Below are 20,950 nucleotides of genomic sequence, written 5' to 3'. Positions count from 1 at the left end.
AAACTGCAAAGATACAAAGTATTTGCCAAGTACATGCACCCTATTGCAAAAAACGTAGGCGCGTCGACACCGGTGCCGACGCTATCGAGTGGTAAAATTAATCATTACCAATGAAACAGCCACGGTTTTTTAGAAGTTTAGACGTATGCGCCCGGTTTTTATAAGTTTTTAACTACACCAACCACTTGGATGTGTCGCAAAGGACACCGGTCCGGTCATGTCGTTTTGTCGACATGACCGGACCGGATGGTTTCTTATGGAATATGGGAAATCGCGGTCAGAAGTTATAGCCCAACGAGAATGTCCACATCTTGTTGTGTCCCTTGACTCCCTGTCTCTTCATCACATTGCGCAACCCGTACTGATAGTGCGCGCCCACATAGAAATGCTGCATGGCAAGCACGCCCACGCCGGTCTTGATGCCGTAGTCATAGCGTTCGCACAACGCATATGTCGAATCCCCGAAATAAGGCTGTTTTTCACTGTTGATTACAACATCTCCAGCAGCGGTGTCAAATTCCTTATACTTGTTGCTGCCCCCCCAGCCCCATGCCAGATAAGGTCCGAAGTCGAGATGCACCTGCACGAGCTGAGGCACACCGAGACGCAAGGAAGCAAGAATGGGAATCTGGAGATAGTTGGTGCTCTGCGTGCCGTTTATAGCACCCAGGGTGGTGCGCCCTGTGCCGCCGAGGGAATTGTCATATGTATAGAGCATATGATAGTCGTTCTTGCGCGTATAGACAAACACTCCGGGCTGTATGGCAAAGAAGTTGCGGAAATTGATGTCGACCACGAAGCCTGCATTGAAACCTGTGCGCCATCTGTTGTCCTTCCATTCTATGCCCGTCATCACCTTATCGTAATTGTTGGTGAGATTCGAGCTGTTGAATCCGAGACGCACGCCGAACTGGAACAGTTTTTCGGGCATTCCGGTGTCGAGAATCGTCTGAGCGTTGCCTTTCACGCCGGTCAAAGCCGCTACGGCCACGCATAATGCGATGATAAATCTTTTCATTTCTTTAGGTCTGTTTGTGTATCAATCATTCAAAATTAGGCAATCCCACCGAATAACACAAACCCAAAAGTCGAAAAAGTTAGTCACAACGGACTATTAGAGTTTTTTTAAACAACCTCTTAGCCGGAGAGCAGGAGCAAATCAAGCCATCATCTCACTCTGCGAGCGCCGATATATCGGCGTGAGTAATACGGTTCGGTACTTTTCGTCACCGTTATCCCTTGTGAATTTGACGAGTGTATGAACTTGAACGTGCCGTCGGCATCCACGTCGGTGACCATGCCGACATGTCCCACACGATGCTTGCTTACGGCGCGACCGCTGAAGAACACCAGATCTCCTGGACGGAGGTCGGAGGCCTCGACCTTCTCACCCTGTGTGTATTGTGCCGCGCTCGATGCATTGAGTTTCAGTCCGAACTGACCGAACACATAGCTCGTGAATCCCGAGCAGTCGAACCCCTTTGGAGTCTTGCCTCCACGGCGATAGCGCAACCCTTCATATCGGCTTGCGAACGACAGCATATCGGAGATATATTCAGGAATATCCGACTCGGCTGAAACGCTTACGGGATGTATCACGGGCAGTTCGGGCTTCCAGGCGTTGACGGAAGCCAAATCGTGGGATATGTTTTTCCGGTCGAGAGTCTCACGTAAAGGAGTCACTGCATCGGCATAGGCCACGCCGACGAGCGCCGCAATAGCGACAAGACATGCTCGGATGATGCTACTCATTATTATGTAAGGTATATTCAGGTTAAGCGAGGCTATATCCATTGCGCGAATGCCGCACTGCCTCTTTTTCCATTTCTTACAAAGATACCAAACGCGACGCGCATCCGCAACCGTCACGGCCGGCATTTAAACTCTTTTAGCAATGAGCGCATTGCCCGCGAAAAAATTTAACATAAATTCAACCGGGTCAGAAGTCAACCGACCGAAGCCATTGCCGCCACTGCTCGCGCGTGCCGTTGAATGTGTTGAGATCGACAGACCCTTCCGTGGCACTTACCCACCCCCAATGGCTGTACTGCCACAGAGACCATTCCATGTCGGCGTCCTCCGGAAGAGGCGGCTGCGTGAATGAGCATATCCAGAGCGGGTAGTCGCTGAAACTGTCGCGGACGAAACGCTCGTAGCCATCCTTGTTGGTGTAAAGCATCACGGCATGCCCGTTGCTCTCCAGATAGCCGATCATGTCGCGGAGCCTCATCAGTATGGAATCGGTGGGCATATCACGCGGATTGGTCCACTCCTCGAGATCTATCACGAGGGGCAGTTCAAGGGTCTTTCCCATAAGAGAATTCAGAAAGTTGATCCCCTGCATCTTGCCGTCGGTGCCGAACTTGAAGAAATGATACGCGCCCACGTTCTCTATGCCGGCCTTGCGGGCCGCGTGATAGTTGGCGTTGAACTTCGGATCCTTGAACGTCGCACCTTCGGTGGCCTTCAGTATCACGAAGTCGATGGAGTCGGCGGCAAGGCGCGTGAAGTCAACGTCGCCGTTGTGGGCCGAAAGATCGATTCCCGTCACGGGGTATTCCTCGCGGCTGAGCTCGATAGGGGTTATCTCCTTGCGCAGCTTCACAAGCAGCATCACCATACCCACGGTAAGGAATGTAGCGAGGATGACCACGGTGGCCACGTTTATGCCCGATCTGCTGTTTCTGCGTGCGCACATATAATTTTATACCTTGTTAATACTACAAACCATCAGCCGATGCATGCCGCTGTCAGCCATGCGACAGCCACGGCGAGCATAGCCATGGCCGTCATGCCGAGCAGGGGATTGATGGCTTTCCCCTTACGGCATTTCAGCAACCGGCAGAGCAGAAGGTGCACAATGAGGTAGCCCCACCCGATCCATTCATACGGCTTCATGGCTCCGAGCAGAAGCAACATCGCACCCACACCGCCGATGAGATAGAGCGAGTAAGCGAATCCGCGGCCCATTATCACGGCAAGCGTGCGCTTGCCTACGGCAGCATCGTCGTCGGCATCGCGGTAGTTGTTTACCAGCAGAACATTGGCTCCCATCAACCCTATGGCGAGCGAAGCCATCGCTACATTGGCGGTGAATGTCCCGGCCTGCACGTAGTAGGTGAGGTTGACAGGGATTATTCCGAAGAACAGCACCACGGCCACCTCTCCAAGCCCGTGGCGCGAAAGCGGGTAAGGCCCGGCGCTGTAAGCCATCGCACCGACAGCTATCACGAAGCCGGCCAGCAGAAGCCACCATCCTCCCCACCACAACAGGGCGAGACCCGTGCAGCACGCCGCGCCGAGCACGCCGTAGGTGGCATAGAGCATCGCCTGCGGAGTGATGTCGCCTTCGGTGACGCCGCGCCTCGGCCCGTCGCGTCCAACACGGTCGAGCCCGTCGCGATAGTCGTAGTACTCGTTGGCGAAGTTCGACGATACCTGCGCGAGCACCGCGAACACAAGGCATAGCAGGGCCGGAGCGACCGCGAAAGTGCCGTCGGCCACATTATATCCGATGGCGGTCAGCACCCCCGCCACCGACACCGGCAGCGTGCGCAACCGCATCGCTTCAATCCAGGGTTTGATTTTCATATAATGACATGTCGAAATTTACGTCAGTCAGCCTCCGTGGCCGAAATGTCGGGAAGTTTCGCCGAAGCATCATCCGCCGTGATACCGAAGCAGCGCGTCACCGCACGGCGTATGCGGTCGGCCTCAGGCACGTTGCGCATGAGGATGTCGATTATCGCCGCAACGTATGCCTCGTGGTTCTTCAGGCCGCACATGTTGGCGACGTTGCTCTGCGACACCATCGACTTCTGGTTGTACACCCTGAGCACCGACTGGTAATCGCCTCCGTCGACATACCCACGGAAGTCGCGCACGAGCTGGTTGTAGGTGTCGCGCGGACGTAGCTCGTGCACGAGATCGGCGATGTGCTCTTCGAATTTATCGATCGTTGGGAAGCGTCCGTCGATGCGGTATTCTACCATGCGCTTAACCCTGTGGCGGGCATGCATCAGCGCCTGCTGCTTCAGCTCGCCGCGAAACATGTTGATGACGGCCTTCCTCACTCGGTCGAACACACGGTCCTCGTTGCGATGGAAATAATGCGCCACGGCCCTGACCACCTCTTCAAGCATGAGTATGTTTTCGATCTCGGCCACATCGGGCACGAATATGCGCTTCTTGCGCAGATAGGCCACCTCGTGGGCGTCGCGCCTGTCGCGGTCCACGATGCCGTGGCTGTCGAGATGGTGGAACGAATTGAGGTCGTTGAACGTGCGCGTGGCCTCTATCACCTTGTTGCAGCTCCCGAGCGAGCGCACGGTGTAGTTGGTGAACACTAGCGGGTAGAGCTTGGCGTCGATGCTGTGCGAGCCGTCCCCCTCGATGAAAAGCACAGGCTTGCGCGCGCCCACTATGGTGGTGTAGATCTCGTCGTCGAGCGGAGCGCCGGCGGGAAGCACGGCATAGTCCCACCGCTGGGCCTCGGCGTCGTAGCCGCGCACCCACACGACTGTCGACTGCGGTCGCGATGCCACAAACTCTACATTGTGCGTCGTATAGATCCACGTGCAGTCGGGGCGCAGCGCCTCCACCTTGTCCCATATCATCCCCATTATCGAGGGATGGAGGAACATCTCGGGGCTGTTGACGAACACCACCGCACCCTGGGGGGCGAGCACGGCCGCCCCGAAGATGTAGAGCACGGCCTTCTCTCCGTCGGAAAGGCGCATCTGCGAGTAGGCGTCGCCGTCATCCTTGCGGCTGAAGAGCAGCCGTCCACCCTCGCGGAGTATGCGGCTGTCGGGGAACACGTCCTGCCATGCGCCGATCACCCTGTCTAGGCAGGTAGGCTCCATATCGCCGCCGGAGTACTTGTACAGCAGCAGATGGAGCACCTCGTCGAGCAGCAGCAGAGCCATCACGCGCTCGAACTGCGTGTGGTGGTCGCCGCGCATGAACGGTGACCGCTCCGTGGCCGACTCATACAGCATGTCGACCGATCCCTCCCGCGTGTCCGGATCCGTGCAGGCATAGAGAGCCGTCAGGGCCGACACCCGGAACACCGGATGCCGCTCGGAGGCGTCAGCAGCAAGCCGCGCCGTAAACCGGGTCTTGCCCGACCCGTTTGCTCCTATTATAATAATGCGCTGCGCATCCCCCTCGAGGGTGGCACGCGTCGAGTCGAGCTGCGGAGGTAGCGTGAGTTTCATGTCGTCATCCTTTTTTCGTCAGTAAAGTTAACAATTTATTTTCACAGTCCCCACCCCTTCCCGCCTTTGTCAACGATTCAGAAACGGAAAATTCATCGTTAATCGCCATTTGCAGAATTCAGTGTGATGGGGACAGCGGTTGTTAAGCTATGTTTTGTAACATACGGCGCGGAGGCGGTTTTCTCGATGTTTTTTCGTAATTTGCCAACCGTTGTCAGCCCATTGGACGCTCAGAGGAGCCGGAGGGACGGCACAACCCCTTCTTCTAACAATATAAACTTCTAATAACATGAAGGTTTACAAGACAAGCGAAATCAAAAACATAGCCTTGCTCGGCAGCAAAGGCTCCGGTAAAACCACACTCGCAGAAGCGATGCTTTACGAGTGTGGAGTTATAAAACGTCGCGGCAATGTCGAGTCAGGCAACACCGTAAGCGACTATTTCCCGGTGGAGAAGGAGTATGGCTACTCAGTATTCTCTACCATTTTTTACGCCGAATTCCTTGGCAAGAAACTCAATGTGATCGACTGTCCGGGCGCCGACGACTTCGTCGGCAACGCCATCACAGCCCTCAACGTCACAGACACGGGTGTGATACTGGTCGACGCACAATATGGAGTGGAGGTAGGTACGCAGAACATTTTCCGCACCACTGCCACGCTGAAGAAGCCCGTGATATTCGCCCTCAACCAACTCGACGGCGAAAAGGCCGACTATGACAACGTGATCGAGCAGATGACCGAGATATTCGGTCCGAAGGTGACCCCCATACAATACCCCATAAACGTCGGCCCCGGCTTCAACGCCATGATCGACGTGCTGCTCATGAAGAAATACTCCTGGGGTCCCGACGGTGGAGTGCCGGTAATTGAGGAAATCCCCGCCGAAGAGCATGACCGCGCCCAGGAGCTGCATCAGAAACTCGTCGAGGCCGCAGCCGAAAACGACGAGACCCTGATGGAGAAATTCTTCGACCAGGGCCACCTCACCGAGGACGAGATGCGCGAAGGCATCCGCAAGGGACTCGTCGACCGCTCCATATTCCCGGTATTCTGTGTCAGCGCCATCAAGGACATGGGCGTACGCCGCATGATGGAATTCCTCGGCAACGTAGTGCCTTTCGTCGAGGACATGCCCGCACCCGTCGACACCGAAGGCGAAGAAGTGAAGCCCGACTCCGACGGCCCGCTGTCGCTATTCATGTTCAAGACCACCGTCGAGCCGCATATAGGCGAAGTCAGCTATTTCAAGGTAATGAGCGGCACACTAACCCCGGGTGTCGACCTTACGAACGTGGACCGTGGCACGAAGGAGCGCATAGCACAGATGTTCTGCGTGTGCGGCCAGATAAAGACACCCGTCGACAAGCTCTGCGCCGGCGACATCGGCGCCACCGTAAAGCTCAAGGACGCACGCACGGGCAACACCCTCGACGAGAAGGGTTGCGAATACCGTTTCGACTTCATCAAGTACCCCGCGCCGAAATACCAGCGCGCAGTGCGCCCTGTGACCGAATCCGACGCCGAGAAGCTTTCCGAAATCCTCACCCGCATGCACGAGGAGGATCCCACCTGGGAAGTGCAGCAGTCAAAGGAACTGAAGCAGACCATACTCTCCGGACAGGGCGAATTCCACCTGCGCACACTCAAATGGCGCGTGGAAAACAACGACAAACTACCCATCGTGTTCGACGAGCCGCGCATACCCTACCGTGAGACCATAACCAAGGCAGCCCGTGCCGACTACCGCCACAAGAAGCAGTCGGGAGGTGCAGGCCAGTTCGGCGAAGTGCACCTGATCATCGAGCCTTACACAGAAGGGATGCCCGCGCCCGACACCTACAAGTTCGGCAACCAGGAGTTCAAGATGAACGTGCGCGACACCCAGGAGATACCCCTCGAATGGGGCGGCAAGCTCGTCGTGTGCAACTGCATCGTAGGCGGAGCCATCGACGCGCGCTTCATCCCCGCCATCGTCAAGGGACTGATGGACCGCATGGAGCAGGGGCCACTCACCGGAAGCTACGCACGTGACGTGCGCGTATGCATCTACGACGGCAAGATGCACCCCGTAGACTCCAATGAGATATCATTCCGTCTGGCCGGACGCAACGCATTCTCCGAAGCGTTCCGCAACGCCAATCCCAAGATTCTGGAACCCGTCTACGATGTCGACGTGTTCGTCCCCGCCGACGTGATGGGAGACGTGATGAGCGACCTCCAGGGACGCCGGGCCATCATCATGGGCATGTCGAGCGAAAACGGATTCGAGAAAATTTCTGCACGTGTGCCGCTGAAGGAGATGTCATCCTACTCGACCGCGCTGAGTTCTATCACCGGTGGACGCTCCTCGTTCACCATGAAGTTCAGCTCCTACGAACTTGTGCCCTCCGACGTCCAGGAAAAGCTCCTCAAGGCCTACGCCGAGTCCCAGACCGAAGAATAACGAATCAATCTATTACCAACATTTCACACCCCGCAGGCGCGCCCTATCCCGGCGCGCTTGCTTTTTTTCACGGTGACACAATGTATGGAATACATTTTCTCTCTGTGCTATCCATGTGCTCCGTGCGTTTTTCCCCGGATTATCCGTATCTTTGACTACGTCTTAGATACTCATGCTCGGCAAAATCAAATAAAATTTGCTTTTGCGCTCGACTTATCCGTATCTTTGCACCCGTTGCTGAATATCATAAACCAAACATCAAATAAAACTATCATGCGAAATTTCACTTGCGTCAACGACATAGGGCCTCTCGACAAGGCCGTGGCCGAAGCTCTCGAAGTAAAGTCCAACCGCTTCGCTTACAAGCACCTCGGAGAAAACCGCACTCTGATGATGATTTTCTTCAACTCATCGCTGCGCACACGCCTCTCGACACAGAAGGCCGCCATGAACCTCGGCATGAACGTAATAGTACTCGACGTCAACCAGGGCGCATGGAAACTTGAGACCGAACGAGGCGTAATCATGGACGGAGACAAGCCGGAACATCTGCTTGAGGCCATTCCCGTCATGGGGTGCTACTGCGACGTGATTGGCGTGCGCTCATTCGCGCGGTTCGAGTCAAAGGAGGACGACTATCAGGAGAAAGTGATCAACCAGTTCATCCGCTACTCGGGCCGTCCCGTTTTCTCGATGGAGGCCGCCACGCGCCATCCGCTACAGTCATTCGCCGACCTCATCACTATCGAAGAGCACAAGACCAAATCCCGCCCGAAAGTAGTGATGACATGGGCACCCCATCCAAAGGCACTCCCGCAGGCCGTGCCCAACTCCTTTGCCGAGTGGATGAACGCTACCGACTACGACTTCGTGATAACACATCCCCACGGCTACGAACTCGACCCCGCGTTTGTAGGCCGTGCCACAGTGGAGTATGACCAGGACAAGGCTCTCGCAGGTGCCGACTTCGTATATGCAAAAAACTGGAGCGCCTACGCCGACCCCAACTACGGCAAAGTCCTCTCCACCGACCGCGCCTGGACCGTCACCGCCGAGAAGATGGCACTCACCGACAACGCTTTCTTCATGCACTGCCTGCCAGTACGCCGCAACATGATCGTCACCGATGACGTCATCGAAGGTCCGCGCTCGCTCGTGATCCCCGAAGCCGCCAACCGCGAAATCTCCGCACAGGTGGTATTGAAACGCATCCTCCAGGACCTCTGACCATCCCCACTATCAGCATGGCCACACGTACACCCAAGGAAGTCATCGACCTCGCTGCCACGATAGGCACGAACAAAGCCGGCCTGAGTTCCGGCAAAAACGGCACATACGCCCGTTTTGCCCTCCTGACCATCCTCGCCGGAGTCTACATAGCTTTCGGCGGCATCCTTTCCGTGATCCTCGGATTCGGATTCCCGGAAATCACCGCCGCCAACCCCGCCATGCAGAAGCTGCTCAGCGGAGCCGCGTTCCCTATAGGACTAATTCTCGTTGTGGTACTCGGCGCGGAGCTGTTCACAGGAAACAACGCCCTGCTCATGCCCGCATGGATCATGCGGCGCTGTTCGGTCCGCGATGTCGTCGTCAACTGGATTCTCGTCTATCTCGGCAACTTCGTCGGGGCGCTCCTGTTCGTCTACTTCCTCGTCTATCTCACCGGACTGCTCCATCCGGAGCCTTACAGGTCGGCCATAATATCCGTGGCCGAGGCGAAGGTGTCGCTCCCATGGCTCACGGCATTCCTGCGCGGCATAGGTGCAAACTGGTGCGTGTGCCTCGCCATATGGCTTGCCCTCGCGGCGAAAAGCTCGGGAGCGAAGATGTTCGGTTGCTGGCTCCCGGTGATGGCGTTCGTGGCCCTCGGTTACGAGCATTCCGTGGCCAACATGTTCTTCATCCCCGCCGCCATGCTTGAAGGTGCGGGGATAACCGTCGGACAGTTTGTCATCGACAACCTTGTCCCTGTCACCATAGGCAATATCGTCGGAGGCGCGCTCTTCGTGGGCTGCGTCCACGCCTACCTCTATCTCGACCGGTCGAAATGAAAAGAGACATCCTATCGCGGCTATTCCCTGCCGGCATGTGGAGCGGACGTCTCGGCCTGCTCGTAGCGGCGGCTTTCATCAAGCTGATTCTGTTCGATGTGGTCTGGTGCATGGGCACCACCTTCCGCGCCATGTCCGACATCGGCCTCTACCTCAACGCCATCCTCGCTGCCCTGATCCTCGCGCTCCCCTACGTGGTCTCGCGCCGGTTCTGGATAGCTGTGATGATTCTTTTCGTAGCCGACGGTGTGCTGGTGGCAAACCTCATGTATTGCCGCACCTACTTCACCGCCATCCCGCTCGACAGCTACCTGCTCGCCGGAAACCTCTCCGACTTCACGGCGAGCGTGGTCGACTCCATGCGCTGGCTCGACCTGCTGCTTCCGCTCACCACAGTGGCGGCATGGATTCTCGGACGCCGCATCCCAAACCGTTTTCCTCGCCGCTTCACCCTCCGCTACGTTATCTACATAGCCGTCGCCGCCTTGCTCGCAGGCATTGCGGCACTGTGCCGGGGCGGATTCCGCGCCCACTACTCGCGCTTGCAGGAATCCTGCTACTACACCACCTGCACCACGCCGATATACACCGTCGGCGACTCCATGCTGTATGACGCCGTCAGCGGCAACTCGCGCTCGCTCGACGACGCCGGAGCCGAACGCATACGCGCCTGGATGCGCTCAAAGGAGGAGCTGCGCCCCCACCGCGCGTTGCCCGACAGCATCCCGGGCCGCGACAACCTCGTCGTCATACTCTGCGAGTCGCTCGAAAGCTGGGTCATCGACCGCAAGATCGACGGCGTGGAGATAACCCCGGTGCTCGACTCGCTAATCGCCGACACGGCCACCACCCTCTACGCGCCCAATGTCCTCACCCAGGTGGCCGCCGGGCGCTCCATCGACTGCCAGCTCTTGCTCAACGCCGGGATGCTCCCCATGCAGTCGAGCGTCTACTCCATGCGCTATCCCCAGAACCGCTACTATACCCTCAACCAAGCCCTCTCCGAGAAAAACGGCGCACGCTCCTACATCCTGACATGCGACAAGCCGATTGTCTGGAACCAAGAGCCTATAGCACGCGCATTCGGCATCGACACCCTGCTCACGCGCTCGTCATGGCGCAACGACGAACTTGTCGGCAATCCCGCCAAACTATCCGACGGCTCATTCATGCGTCAGGCTGTCGAAAAGATGCGCGCCGGTGAGATATGGCCGGTAGGCGAAAACGCCTTCATGCAGTTTGTCACCTACTCGGGCCACAATCCCTTCCGGTTGCCGGATAAGCTGCGCACAGTCACCTTCTCCGACAGGTTTCCAGAGCGCATGCGCGACTACATGATGATGGCCCGCTACACCGACAGCGCCATAGGCTCGCTCCTCGACTACCTCCGCTCGCGTCCCGACTACGACCGCACCCTCATAGTCATCACCGGCGACCACGAGGGCCTCGCCATGGACCGCGCATCCATCCTCGACGACCCCGACGCACAAGGCATCGTGTCGCCCGGCCAGTTCACCCCGCTCATCATCGTCAACTCCCCCGTCGGAGGGCGCTACGATGCCATCCTCGGACAGGCCGACATCTATCCCACCCTGCTCAATCTCATGCGCCTCGACTCCTACCCCTGGAAAGGTATGGGACAAAGCATATTAGACCCCGCCAAAGCCCCATTCGCCATAAGTTCAATGACCGGTGCGGTCGCCGGCGACACCACCGCTCTCCCGGCCACCCTAATCTCCAACATCCGCTCCGCCCGCGCCATCTCCGACCTCATCATCTCCACCGACGCCCTCTCGGTCATCGAGCCATAACAGCATTGACTAATCAGCAATAATCGGACTAATATGACCAATTGGCCATATTGGTCTAATTGGCCCAATTAGTCCCATACCTCCCTATTGTCCTTAACCTCCCTAACCTCCCTAATCTCCTTATTCTCTCCATTGCTCTCATTCTCTTCCTATCCCCGAACTTTTCTCCAAAATAATTTGTAACTTTAGGGAGAATCAACACATTTATCGATGAGCAACACATTGAAGATATTCTGCAAGAACATTGGCGAATATGTCGATTTCCAGGGAGGACAGACTCTCATGGACATCTACCGCACCCTCGCCGACCGCATACCAGAGCGCCCCATCTGCGCCCACGTCAACAACAAGACCGAGGATCTCTCCTACCCGCTCTTCGCGCCCAAGCAGGTAGAGTTTCTGACGGCACAAAGCCCCTCAGGCCACCGCGTCTACATCCGCTCGCTCTGCATGATGCTCTACCGCGCGGTCACGGCCCTCTATCCGGGAGCGCGCCTCGTAATCGAGCACTCCATCGGACGCGGCTACTACTGCCGCCTCGTCGGCGACGGCATCGCCATGTCGCAGCAGGTGGTCGACGCGCTGCGCGGCTACATGCACACCCTCGTGGCCCGCGCCCTCCCGTTCGAGCGCAAGGAGCGCCTGACCTCCGACGTGATAAAGATATTCGAGGAGCAGGGTCTCGCCGACAAGGTCAAGCTCCTGCGCTCGCTCCACGACCTGTACACCGTTTACTACCGTCTCGACGGCATATGTGACAGCTACTACGGCAACCTCGCACCCTCCACCGACATGTGCCCCGTGTTCGATCTGCGCCTCTTCAAGGAAGGATTCCTTCTAATGGGTATGGCCAAGGACGACCCCACAGCCGCCGAATCGCCCATCATGCAAGAGAAACTCTACCACGCCTTCACCGACTATCTCGCCTTCAACCGTGTGATCGGTGTCGACAACGTGGGCGACCTCAACGCAGCCATCGCCCACAAGGAAGCCCCCATGCTGATCAACGTCGCCGAAGCCCTCCACGACAAGAAGATAGGGCGCATCTCCGACGAAATCCTCCGCCGCTACAACGAAGGCGGCGCACGCGTGGTGCTCATCGCCGGACCTTCATCATCCGGAAAGACCACATTCACCAAGCGCCTCGCCATACAGCTCATGACCAACCTCCTTGAGCCTAAGATGATTTCGCTCGACGACTACTTCGTCAACCGCGAGGACACTCCGCGCGAGCCTGACGGCGGAGACTACGACTACGAATCGCTCTACGCCCTCGACCTCCCTAAGTTCAACGCCGACCTCAACAGCCTCCTCTCCGGAGAGGAGATACAGCTCCCCACCTACAACTTCGAGTTGGGACGCCGCGTCTACAAAGGAAAAACTCTGAAACTATCCGACCGCAGCGTGCTCCTCATCGAGGGCATCCACGGGCTCAACCCCGAGCTTACCAAGGAGATTGAGCCGCGCATGAAGTTCATGATCTACGTCTCCGCCCTCACCACCCTCTCCATCGACGACCACAACTGGGTGCCCACATCCGACAACCGCCTTCTCCGCCGCATGGTTCGCGACAACAAATACCGTGGAGTCTCGGCCACCGATACCATACGCCGCTGGCCGAGCGTAAGGCGCGGCGAGGACAAGTGGATATATCCCTACCAGGAGAACGCCGACGCCATGTTCAACTCATCGCTAATCTTCGAGCTTGGTGTCATCAAGGAATACGCCGAAGAACTGCTGCGGGGCGTTCCGCGCGACATACCCGAGTATGCCGAGGCCTACCGCCTGCGCACACTCCTCGGCTACTTCACCCCCATCACCGACCGCACCATCCCCACCACCTCTCTCCTGCGCGAGTTCCTCGGCGGCTCCTCATTCCGCTACTGATTCCACCACCCTACTTACACTCCCTTTAACCCCGTATTTCATCTACGCCACATTCCACAGGCCGGCCCCATAACGAGTGCCGGCCTGAATTTTTGCATCCTTTTTCACAGATCCATAGCCCTTTATTGCTGTTTTTAACATTTATAATCCATTGATTTACTGGAAATTATCATATTTGACAAAATACCGTCGCTTTTTGACAAAATACCGTCGCTCAATTTAGCCGCCACCGCATATCTTTGCACACCGTCAGAATTAAAATGACCTCGACACAATGTGTGATACACAGAAAACTTGTCTGTTTTAACGAAAATTTTTACCAATCATCAAAATATCAATTAACCCAATTGGTGCCATGAATCTAAAGTTCATCCAACCCAAAATCATGGTTGTGGCCTGCGCCCTCTGCTGCACGTATCCGGTAGTAGCAGCCTCGGCGAACGCCAATGCCATGTCGGGCGAGGCACAAGCCTCGTCAGGAACAGTCTCCGTCAGCGGAGAGGTACTCGACTCCAACGGCGATCCGTTGACCGGAGTATCAGTAAGCATCGAAGGAAAAGGTATGGTCGGCGTCACCGACATCGACGGCCGCTTCAACGTCAAGGCCGCACCCGGCCAGACCCTTCAGTTCACCTATATCGGATTCGCCCCTACCAAAGAGAAGGTAACCGGACAGCCGATGAAAGTGACCATGAAAGAGGAGTCAACCGCCCTCAACGAGGTCGTGGTCACAGCCCTTGGCATCAAGAAAGAGGCCAAGTCACTTTCCTATAATGTGCAAAAAGTCGATGCCGACGACATCACACGCATATCCGACGCAAACATCGTCAACAACCTCGCCGGCAAGGTAGCCGGTGTCACCATCAACGCCACAGCCTCCGGCATCGGAGGCGCTTCTCGTGTGGTGATGCGAGGTGCAAAGTCATTAAGCAACAACAACAACGCCCTCTACGTGGTCGACGGTATCCCCATGCTCGACATGAAGGCCGGTGCCACACAGGCCGAAGGCATATATGAAGGAGCCGCACAGTCGGGCGACCCGCTCTCGGCCATCAACCCCGAGGACATCGAAAGCATCTCCGTGCTCTCCGGACCCTCCGCATCCGCACTCTACGGCTCTGCCGCCGCCAACGGCGTGGTCCTCATCACCACAAAGAAAGGCGAGGAAGGGCAGACCAAGGTGACCATATCCAACAACACCACTTTCATGCGTCCGTTCTGCACACCCGAGACGCAGACCACCTACGGACAGTCCGAACCCGGATCATACTTCAGCTGGGGCGAGAAGCTCAAGACTCCGAGCACCTACAACCCCGACGACTTCTTCCAGACCGGCTACAACGTGACCAACACCGCGTCGCTCACCACCGGTACGGCTAAGAACCAGACATACCTCTCGATCGGTACGACCAATGCCGAGGGCATAATCCACAACAACACCTACTCGCGCTACAACGCCTCGGTGCGCAACACCTCGAAGATGGCCAACGACAAGCTGACGATGGATCTGTCGTTCAACCTCAGCCGCATCCACGAGAAGAACATGCTCTCGCAGGGCTACTATCTCAACCCCCTCGTGCCCATCTACCTCTTCCCCGCAGGCGACGACATCCGCAAGCTTCAGGCCTACGAGCGCTTCGACCCCACCCGCAACCTCATGACGCAGTATTGGCCATATTCCGGATCAACATCCACCGAGATGATGAACCCGTGGTGGATCACCGAGCATACGGCCACGCCCAACCAAAAGACGCGCTACGCCGTCACTGCCCAGTTCCGCTATGAAATCGCGCCCTGGATCAACGTCAGCGCACGCGCCAAGTACGACCGCGACGACCAGACCCGCGAGCGCAAGTACGATGCAGGCACGAACCTCCTCTACACCGAGAAATCCCTGAAAGGATACTACGCCCAAAACCTGATCGTCGGCGAGCAAATCTATGCCGAGGTACTCGCATCAATCAACAAGTACTTCAACGACAACACCTACAACCTCACCGCTAACCTCGGTGCCAACCTTGAGGACAACAACTATGTTGCAAATTGGATTGGCGGAGGACTCATGTCGACAGCCAATCACTTCACATTGTCAAACATTGACGTGGAAAAAGCCAATCAGCATACTTTCCGGACGCACAAAAACAGAAAGAAACGCGCCATATTCGGTACCATGCAGCTCGGATGGAAGTCTCGCCTATACCTCGACATGTCGGCACGAAATGACTGGTCATCCACATTCCAGGGTACCGACACGAAGTCGTTCTTCTATCCCTCGATTGGTCTGTCCGGAATCATCACCGACCTCTTCAACATCCAGAGCCGAGTGCTCAACTACGCCAAGGTGCGCGTGTCATACTCCGAAGTAGGTAATGACCCCGATCCGTATATTACCATCGTGACCTATCCCATGAACTCCGGAGCACCTGCCACCCAGTCACGTCGTCCCAACTCCAACCTCGAGCCCGAGCGTACCAAGTCGTGGGAGGCCGGTATCAACCTCGCAATGTTCGACAACCACTTCCGCCTCGACGCCACCCTCTACAAGTCGAGCACCTACAACCAGTTCTTCGAACGCGCACTCTCCGGAACTACCGGCTATAATTCCGAGATCTTCAACGGCGGACAGGTAGACAACAAAGGCATCGAGCTTACGGCACGCTACAACAACTCCTGGGGCGATTTCTCATGGGGCACCTACGTGACCTGGTCGCTCAACCGCAACAAGATCGTGGAACTCGCTCCCGATTACCGCGACCCCTACACCGGCGAACTATCGCCGCTCACCGAACTCGAAAAGCCCGGTACCGGAATGTACAAGATGAAGCTCACCCAGGGCGGTACGATCGGCGACATCTACGTCAACACCCTCCGCACCGACGAGCATGGCAACATCTACGTGGATCCTGTTACAAAGCAGATCTACGCCGAGCAGGGCACATACATAAAGGCCGGAAACGCAGCGCCAAAGTACAACCTCAGCTGGGGCAACGACCTCCGCTTCAAGGGCCTCAACCTCAGCTTCCTCTTCACCGCTCGCGTAGGCGGCATCGGTGTCTCACAGACACAGTCCGTGCTTGACTACTACGGCGCATCGCAGGCTTCGGCCGACGCTCGCGACAACGGCGGAGCGCTCGTCAACGGATTCCCCCTATCGGCCTACGACTACTACAAGGTGGTGGGTTCCGCCGCAGGAACAGGCTCAGGCGTAGGTGCCATGTATGTCTACTCCGCCACCAACGTCCGCCTCTCCGAGCTGACTCTCGGCTACGACTTCCCCGTCAAGAAGTGGGGCACATTCATCAAGGGTCTCAACGTGTCGTTCATCGGCAAGAATCTCTTCTTCCTCTACAAGAAGGCCCCCTACGACCCCGAAGTGACCGCCAGCTCCGGCACCTACATGCAGGGTATCGACCTCTTCATGGTGCCGAGCACCCGCAACCTCGGTTTCTCCGTAAAGGTACAGTTCTAATCACCACCTCCTTAAACTCCAGAATACGACATGTCACTACATGATATCATAAAAAGCAGGACCGCGCTGCTCGCAGCCGTAGCCGTGGGCGCCCTCGCCACATCCTGCATCGACTACGAGGACAACGTCAATCCCGACGAGGCCACCGAAGAGATGATGACCGTCGACAACCTCAAGGCAGGCTCGTTCTTCAATCAGATGCAGAGAGGCATCATCCTCTTCCAGAACATCGACGGCAACCGCTCCGCAGGTGACTACCAGATCACCCAGGGCTATTTCTACGACGCCCTCGGCGGATACGCAGCTGCCACAATCGCCAATGCCGAGTGGAACGCGCTCTATGCTTTCAAAAACCAGGGCCGCAAGGCCGTGTTCGATGCCGCGTCCGTCCGCGTGATGTCGCCGTGGAAGCAGATCCACGAGATGGCAGAGGCCGAGGGCCTCGCCACCCTCGACGCCCTCGCAGCAGTGGTGAAGATCGCAGCCATGCACCGCGCAGCCGACACATTCGGCTCCATCGCCTACATCAACTTCGGGAAGTCGCCGAACTACGACTCCCTTGAGGAGATTTACAAGAAGTTCTTCGAGGAACTCGACAATTCAATCACCGTACTCTCCTCCACAGTCGCCACAGGCAACACCACCATGCTCGCCGACTACGACGTGGTCTACGGAGGCGACCTCAACAAATGGCTCAAGTTTGCCAACACCCTCCGTCTGCGCCTCGCCATGCGCTGCTCCTACGCCGATCCGGCCCTCGCAAAAGAGCAGGCCGAGAAGTCGACGGCATCGTCTATCGGATTCATCGAGAGCGCCGACGACCGCGCCGAGCTGCGCCACAACCTCATCAGCTACATCCACCCCTATTCCGAGATCATAGGATGGCACGAGTCGAAGCCCGCCGCATCGATCATAGCCTACATGAACGGCTACGAGGATCCCCGGCGCACAGCCTACTTCACCCCCGGATATCAGGGTGGATACTACGGAGTGCTCACCGGACTCAACACCGCAAACACCACCTCCTACAAGGATGAAAAAGGCACCACCCTCTCCGAGCTGAATATCCCCGCCGACTATCCCCTCGTGTGGATGTTCGCTGCCGAAAGCTTCTTCCTCCGCGCCGAAGGCGCCATCAGAGGCTGGAACATGGGAGGCGATGCCCAAAGCTTCTACAAGGCCGGTGTCGAGGCTTCGTTCAATGAGCGAGGGGTGACAGGAGCCGACACATACCTCAACTCCACAAAGACCCCGGGGCAGTTCCGAGACATGATCTACGGCAACAACCGCAACGTCAGCTCCACCATCACTCCCAAATGGGACAACAGCGCCGACTTCGAGACAAAGCTCGAGCGCATCATCACCCAGAAGTGGATCGCCATGTTCCCCGAGGGTTGCGAGGCCTGGAGCGAGCAGCGTCGCACAGGCTATCCCAAGCTGATCCCCGTGCTCAACAACGCCAGCGGAGGCACCGTAGATGCCGAAAAGGGAGCGCGACGCATACCTTTCCCCGATGAAGAGTACTCCGTCAACGCCGAGGGCGTCGCCACCGGCGTGGCTAATCTCGGCGGTCCCGACAACGGAGGCACCAAAGTATGGTGGGACAAGAAATAACATCCACATACCCTTTCCATTCACATCACTGAATTACCGAAACTACCACAATGAAAACCAAGATATTTTCCACCATAGGACTTCTCGCCATCGCCGCCGGATTCGTCGCTTGCGACACCGATGTCGAGCCGATGCAGGTACAGAAGCCGTTCCCCGAGAGAGAGAGCGAGGACTATCTCGCCAACCTCAGGGCATACCACGAGAGTGACCACGCCGTGTTCTACGGCTACTACGCCGCCTACATACAGCAGAACTCCCCCTCGATGGGCGAGCGCATAATAGGTCTACCCGACTCTGTCGACATCATCAACCTTTGGGAGGGTGTACCCAACCCCGAGACAAATCCTCTCGCATACTCCGACATGCAGTACTGCCGCAAGAAGAAAGGCATAAAGTTCGTCTCACACAAGGATGCCGCATGGCAGTGGGAATTCACTTCCATATCGGGCGAGAAAATTAATTGCAAGGAACTCGGCGACGAAGAAGGAATGCGCAAGTATGCCGACTTCATCCTTGAGGAAATCTACGCCCGCGACATCGACGGCGTGGACCTCGACTACGAGCCGCGTGACTATTGGAACGACGGCGGACGCAAGATCACACTCGTATGCCAGTACCTCGCCGAGCAGATCGGCCCGAAAGGCAAGGATCCCTCCAAGCTCCTTATCGTCGATTATTTCAGCCATACTCCTCCCCAGGCTATCGGCGAGCTGTGCAACTACTTTGTAAAGCAGGCCTATGGCGCAAGCTCCGCCTATTCCCTCCAGAGCACATACAATGCCGTCGCAGGCTCCATCCCCCCGGAGAAACTGATTGTCTGCGAGCAGATGGGCGACTATCGCGAGAATGCCGGCGTACCTTTCACCGAGGCCGACGGCAATACCAAAACTTCCGATTTCTGGGCAATCGAGCCGGGAAGCCGCATGTACTCCCTCGAAGGTTTCGCCCGCTGGAACCCTACACAAGGCCGCAAAGGTGGTTTCGGTGGATACTACTTCCAGTATGACTACTACCACAAGTACGGCCCCTACCACAACGTGCGCCGCGCCATTCAGCTCTGCAACCCCTCCAACCCCGACGCAATGCCCAAGAAGGAGACTGCCGAGTAACAGTACAACCCAATAAATTCAAGACTCAGCAATGAAACTTTTGAAATCCATAATACTTGCCGCCCCTCTCGCGCTCATAGCCATGACGGCCTGCAACTCCGAAGGCGACAACTTCGAATACCACAAGCCGCAGGTCTACATCACCGGCACCGACTCCAGCCCGATCGTGAAGTTCAAGGTCGATGACACCCCGGCCTCCTATGCCCTGACAGCCTCATCCACCCACAAGGCCGACGGTGACATCCATGTCACTTTCGCCTACGACCCCGCAGCCCTCGAGGCGTATAACCAGAAGCAGGGCACCACGCTCGCGCCCCTACCCGCCGACAACTTCGAGCTGTCGTCCTCCGAAGGCGTGATCAAAGCCGGTGGATCATTCTCCGATCCCGTCAACGTCACCATCACCTCTACCGAGGGCCTCGACGATGCCGTGACCTATGTGATCCCGCTATCCATCACCAACTGCTCCGGAAGCCAAATCCTCGAGCCGTCAAAGACTGTGTTCCTCCAGCTCGCGCGGACCATCAACTTCATGTCGCTCGACCTGTCCAACTACTCGATGTATGCAGGAATGTATTTCAACGAGGAGTTCGGATTCCCCGAGGACAAGACCATCGACCTCGGCGCAAGCTACACCTATGAGGTGAAGTGCTATCTCAATCAATTCCGTTCAATCTCCCGCATGATGAACTTCCGAGGCTCAAACATCAACGGCATGTTCCGTTTCGGCGAGGGAGGCTATCCTGTCAACTCCCTGCAATGGTGCGGTGCGGGTGCCGGAAACCATGTGCTGAAATATTCGTTCGAGACCAACCGCTGGTACATGATCACCCTCACCTACGACGGCACACAGTTTACCCTGTATGTCGACGGCGAAAAGGACACCGAAGTGGCAAGTTCAAACGGAGCCAACGTATTCAAGGGCATCGAGCTTGGCATGTCGTGGGAGAACTACCCCTCGCAGCAGCGCTTCAACGGGCGTATTGCCGAAGTCCGCGTATGGGACCGCGTGCTCGGTGCGGCCGAGATCAAGGGCAGCCTCTGCGGCGTCAAGGCCGACAGCCCCGGACTCCGCGCCTACTGGAAGTTCAACGAAGGCGAAGGACACATCTTCCACGATGCCACCGGCAACGGCTACGACATGGATTGGTCCAAATCCAAGCGTGAGAAGAAGGAAGGCGCCGGTGAAGTTCCCACTCCCGAAGCCGCCGACTACGTGCAGTGGAAAAAGGACGCCAACAACAAGTGCGCTCAATAAGGATTGGTTAATACAAATATAATAATCCATGCAGTGTGGTCGGCCGTATACCGACTTCCGGCCGACCACACTTTTTCAGCTATTAA

Annotated in this window: 14 protein-coding genes; 9 read left to right on the top strand and 5 right to left on the bottom strand. The window is 56.8% G+C overall.

The genetic code is table 11. The features are described 5' to 3' along the window. Window positions 1–277: 277 nt before the first annotated feature. The 5 genes from QZ303_RS03700 to QZ303_RS03680 form a co-directional block, all read right to left on the bottom strand. Complete coding sequence (locus tag QZ303_RS03700) at window positions 278–1,018, bottom strand: porin family protein (RefSeq protein WP_295729272.1); 741 nt, start codon at window positions 1,016–1,018, stop codon at window positions 278–280. A gap of 149 nt (window positions 1,019–1,167) precedes the next feature. Continuing rightward, window positions 1,168–1,752, bottom strand: coding sequence for a C40 family peptidase (locus QZ303_RS03695; protein ID WP_295729269.1), 585 nt, complete (start codon window positions 1,750–1,752; stop codon window positions 1,168–1,170). Window positions 1,753–1,939: 187 nt separating this feature from the next. Then, entirely contained in the window at window positions 1,940–2,698 is a 759-nt protein-coding gene (locus QZ303_RS03690; protein WP_295729267.1) for a GH25 family lysozyme, read from the bottom strand. Window positions 2,699–2,730: 32 nt separating this feature from the next. Beyond that, window positions 2,731–3,591 (bottom strand): 1,4-dihydroxy-2-naphthoate octaprenyltransferase, encoded by an 861-nt coding sequence (menA, locus tag QZ303_RS03685; RefSeq protein WP_295729264.1) that lies wholly within the window; start codon window positions 3,589–3,591, stop codon window positions 2,731–2,733. Window positions 3,592–3,614: 23 nt separating this feature from the next. Then, a complete protein-coding gene (locus QZ303_RS03680) occupies window positions 3,615–5,219 on the bottom strand; it encodes a DUF4435 domain-containing protein (protein ID WP_295729261.1) in 1,605 nt (534 codons plus the stop codon). Between the two features lie 289 nt (window positions 5,220–5,508). Here QZ303_RS03680 and QZ303_RS03675 point away from each other — a divergent pair, with 289 nt between their 5' ends. From QZ303_RS03675 to QZ303_RS03635, 9 genes are all read left to right on the top strand, one after another. After that, entirely contained in the window at window positions 5,509–7,665 is a 2,157-nt protein-coding gene (locus QZ303_RS03675; RefSeq protein WP_295729259.1) for a translation factor GTPase family protein, read from the top strand. Window positions 7,666–7,938: 273 nt separating this feature from the next. Further along, complete coding sequence (locus tag QZ303_RS03670) at window positions 7,939–8,892, top strand: acetylornithine carbamoyltransferase (RefSeq protein ID WP_295729257.1); 954 nt, start codon at window positions 7,939–7,941, stop codon at window positions 8,890–8,892. Between the two features lie 17 nt (window positions 8,893–8,909). Then, on the top strand, window positions 8,910–9,716 hold the full coding sequence (locus QZ303_RS03665; protein ID WP_295729254.1) for a formate/nitrite transporter family protein: 807 nt from the start codon (window positions 8,910–8,912) through the stop codon (window positions 9,714–9,716). Then, window positions 9,713–11,527, top strand: coding sequence for an LTA synthase family protein (locus tag QZ303_RS03660; protein WP_295729251.1), 1,815 nt, complete (start codon window positions 9,713–9,715; stop codon window positions 11,525–11,527). Before QZ303_RS03665 ends, QZ303_RS03660 begins: the two co-directional genes overlap by 4 nt. A 210-nt stretch (window positions 11,528–11,737) precedes the next feature. After that, the gene (locus QZ303_RS03655; protein ID WP_295729249.1) at window positions 11,738–13,414 is read left to right on the top strand and encodes a nucleoside kinase; all 1,677 of its coding nucleotides are present in this window, start codon (window positions 11,738–11,740) and stop codon (window positions 13,412–13,414) included. 355 nt (window positions 13,415–13,769) lie between these two features. After that, window positions 13,770–16,883: a SusC/RagA family TonB-linked outer membrane protein gene (locus QZ303_RS03650; RefSeq protein ID WP_295729246.1), complete on the top strand. Its 3,114-nt coding sequence runs from the start codon at window positions 13,770–13,772 to the stop codon at window positions 16,881–16,883. 30 nt (window positions 16,884–16,913) lie between these two features. After that, window positions 16,914–18,497 carry a SusD/RagB family nutrient-binding outer membrane lipoprotein gene (locus QZ303_RS03645; RefSeq protein WP_295729243.1) on the top strand — a complete coding sequence of 528 codons (1,584 nt, stop codon included), beginning with the start codon at window positions 16,914–16,916 and terminating at the stop codon, window positions 18,495–18,497. Between the two features lie 50 nt (window positions 18,498–18,547). Continuing rightward, a complete protein-coding gene (locus tag QZ303_RS03640; protein ID WP_295729239.1) occupies window positions 18,548–19,606 on the top strand; it encodes a glycoside hydrolase family 18 in 1,059 nt (352 codons plus the stop codon). Window positions 19,607–19,637: 31 nt separating this feature from the next. Then, window positions 19,638–20,864, top strand: coding sequence for a DUF1735 and LamG domain-containing protein (locus QZ303_RS03635; protein ID WP_295729236.1), 1,227 nt, complete (start codon window positions 19,638–19,640; stop codon window positions 20,862–20,864). Window positions 20,865–20,950 lie beyond the last annotated feature (86 nt).

The organism is uncultured Muribaculum sp. (assembly GCF_910583865.1).
Classification (GTDB): Bacteria; Bacteroidota; Bacteroidia; order Bacteroidales; family Muribaculaceae; genus Muribaculum.
Note: the sequence above shows the minus strand (reverse complement) of the source record. Positions and strands in the feature narration are given on the sequence as shown.

What these genes read in the sequence shown, in the direction of transcription:
- QZ303_RS03670 (WP_295729257.1), top strand. Translation starts at nt 7,939, where the DNA reads ATGCGAAATTTCACTTGCGTCAACGACATAGGGCCTCTCGACAAGGCC.
- QZ303_RS03660 (WP_295729251.1), top strand. Translation starts at nt 9,713, where the DNA reads ATGAAAAGAGACATCCTATCGCGGCTATTCCCTGCCGGCATGTGGAGC.
- QZ303_RS03640 (WP_295729239.1), top strand. Translation starts at nt 18,548, where the DNA reads ATGAAAACCAAGATATTTTCCACCATAGGACTTCTCGCCATCGCCGCC.
- QZ303_RS03635 (WP_295729236.1), top strand. Translation starts at nt 19,638, where the DNA reads ATGAAACTTTTGAAATCCATAATACTTGCCGCCCCTCTCGCGCTCATA.
- QZ303_RS03690 (WP_295729267.1), bottom strand. Translation starts at nt 2,698, where the DNA reads ATGTGCGCACGCAGAAACAGCAGATCGGGCATAAACGTGGCCACCGTG.
- QZ303_RS03650 (WP_295729246.1), top strand. Translation starts at nt 13,770, where the DNA reads ATGAATCTAAAGTTCATCCAACCCAAAATCATGGTTGTGGCCTGCGCC.
- QZ303_RS03665 (WP_295729254.1), top strand. Translation starts at nt 8,910, where the DNA reads ATGGCCACACGTACACCCAAGGAAGTCATCGACCTCGCTGCCACGATA.
- QZ303_RS03655 (WP_295729249.1), top strand. Translation starts at nt 11,738, where the DNA reads ATGAGCAACACATTGAAGATATTCTGCAAGAACATTGGCGAATATGTC.
- QZ303_RS03695 (WP_295729269.1), bottom strand. Translation starts at nt 1,752, where the DNA reads ATGAGTAGCATCATCCGAGCATGTCTTGTCGCTATTGCGGCGCTCGTC.
- QZ303_RS03680 (WP_295729261.1), bottom strand. Translation starts at nt 5,219, where the DNA reads ATGAAACTCACGCTACCTCCGCAGCTCGACTCGACGCGTGCCACCCTC.
- QZ303_RS03675 (WP_295729259.1), top strand. Translation starts at nt 5,509, where the DNA reads ATGAAGGTTTACAAGACAAGCGAAATCAAAAACATAGCCTTGCTCGGC.
- menA (WP_295729264.1), bottom strand. Translation starts at nt 3,591, where the DNA reads ATGAAAATCAAACCCTGGATTGAAGCGATGCGGTTGCGCACGCTGCCG.
- QZ303_RS03700 (WP_295729272.1), bottom strand. Translation starts at nt 1,018, where the DNA reads ATGAAAAGATTTATCATCGCATTATGCGTGGCCGTAGCGGCTTTGACC.
- QZ303_RS03645 (WP_295729243.1), top strand. Translation starts at nt 16,914, where the DNA reads ATGTCACTACATGATATCATAAAAAGCAGGACCGCGCTGCTCGCAGCC.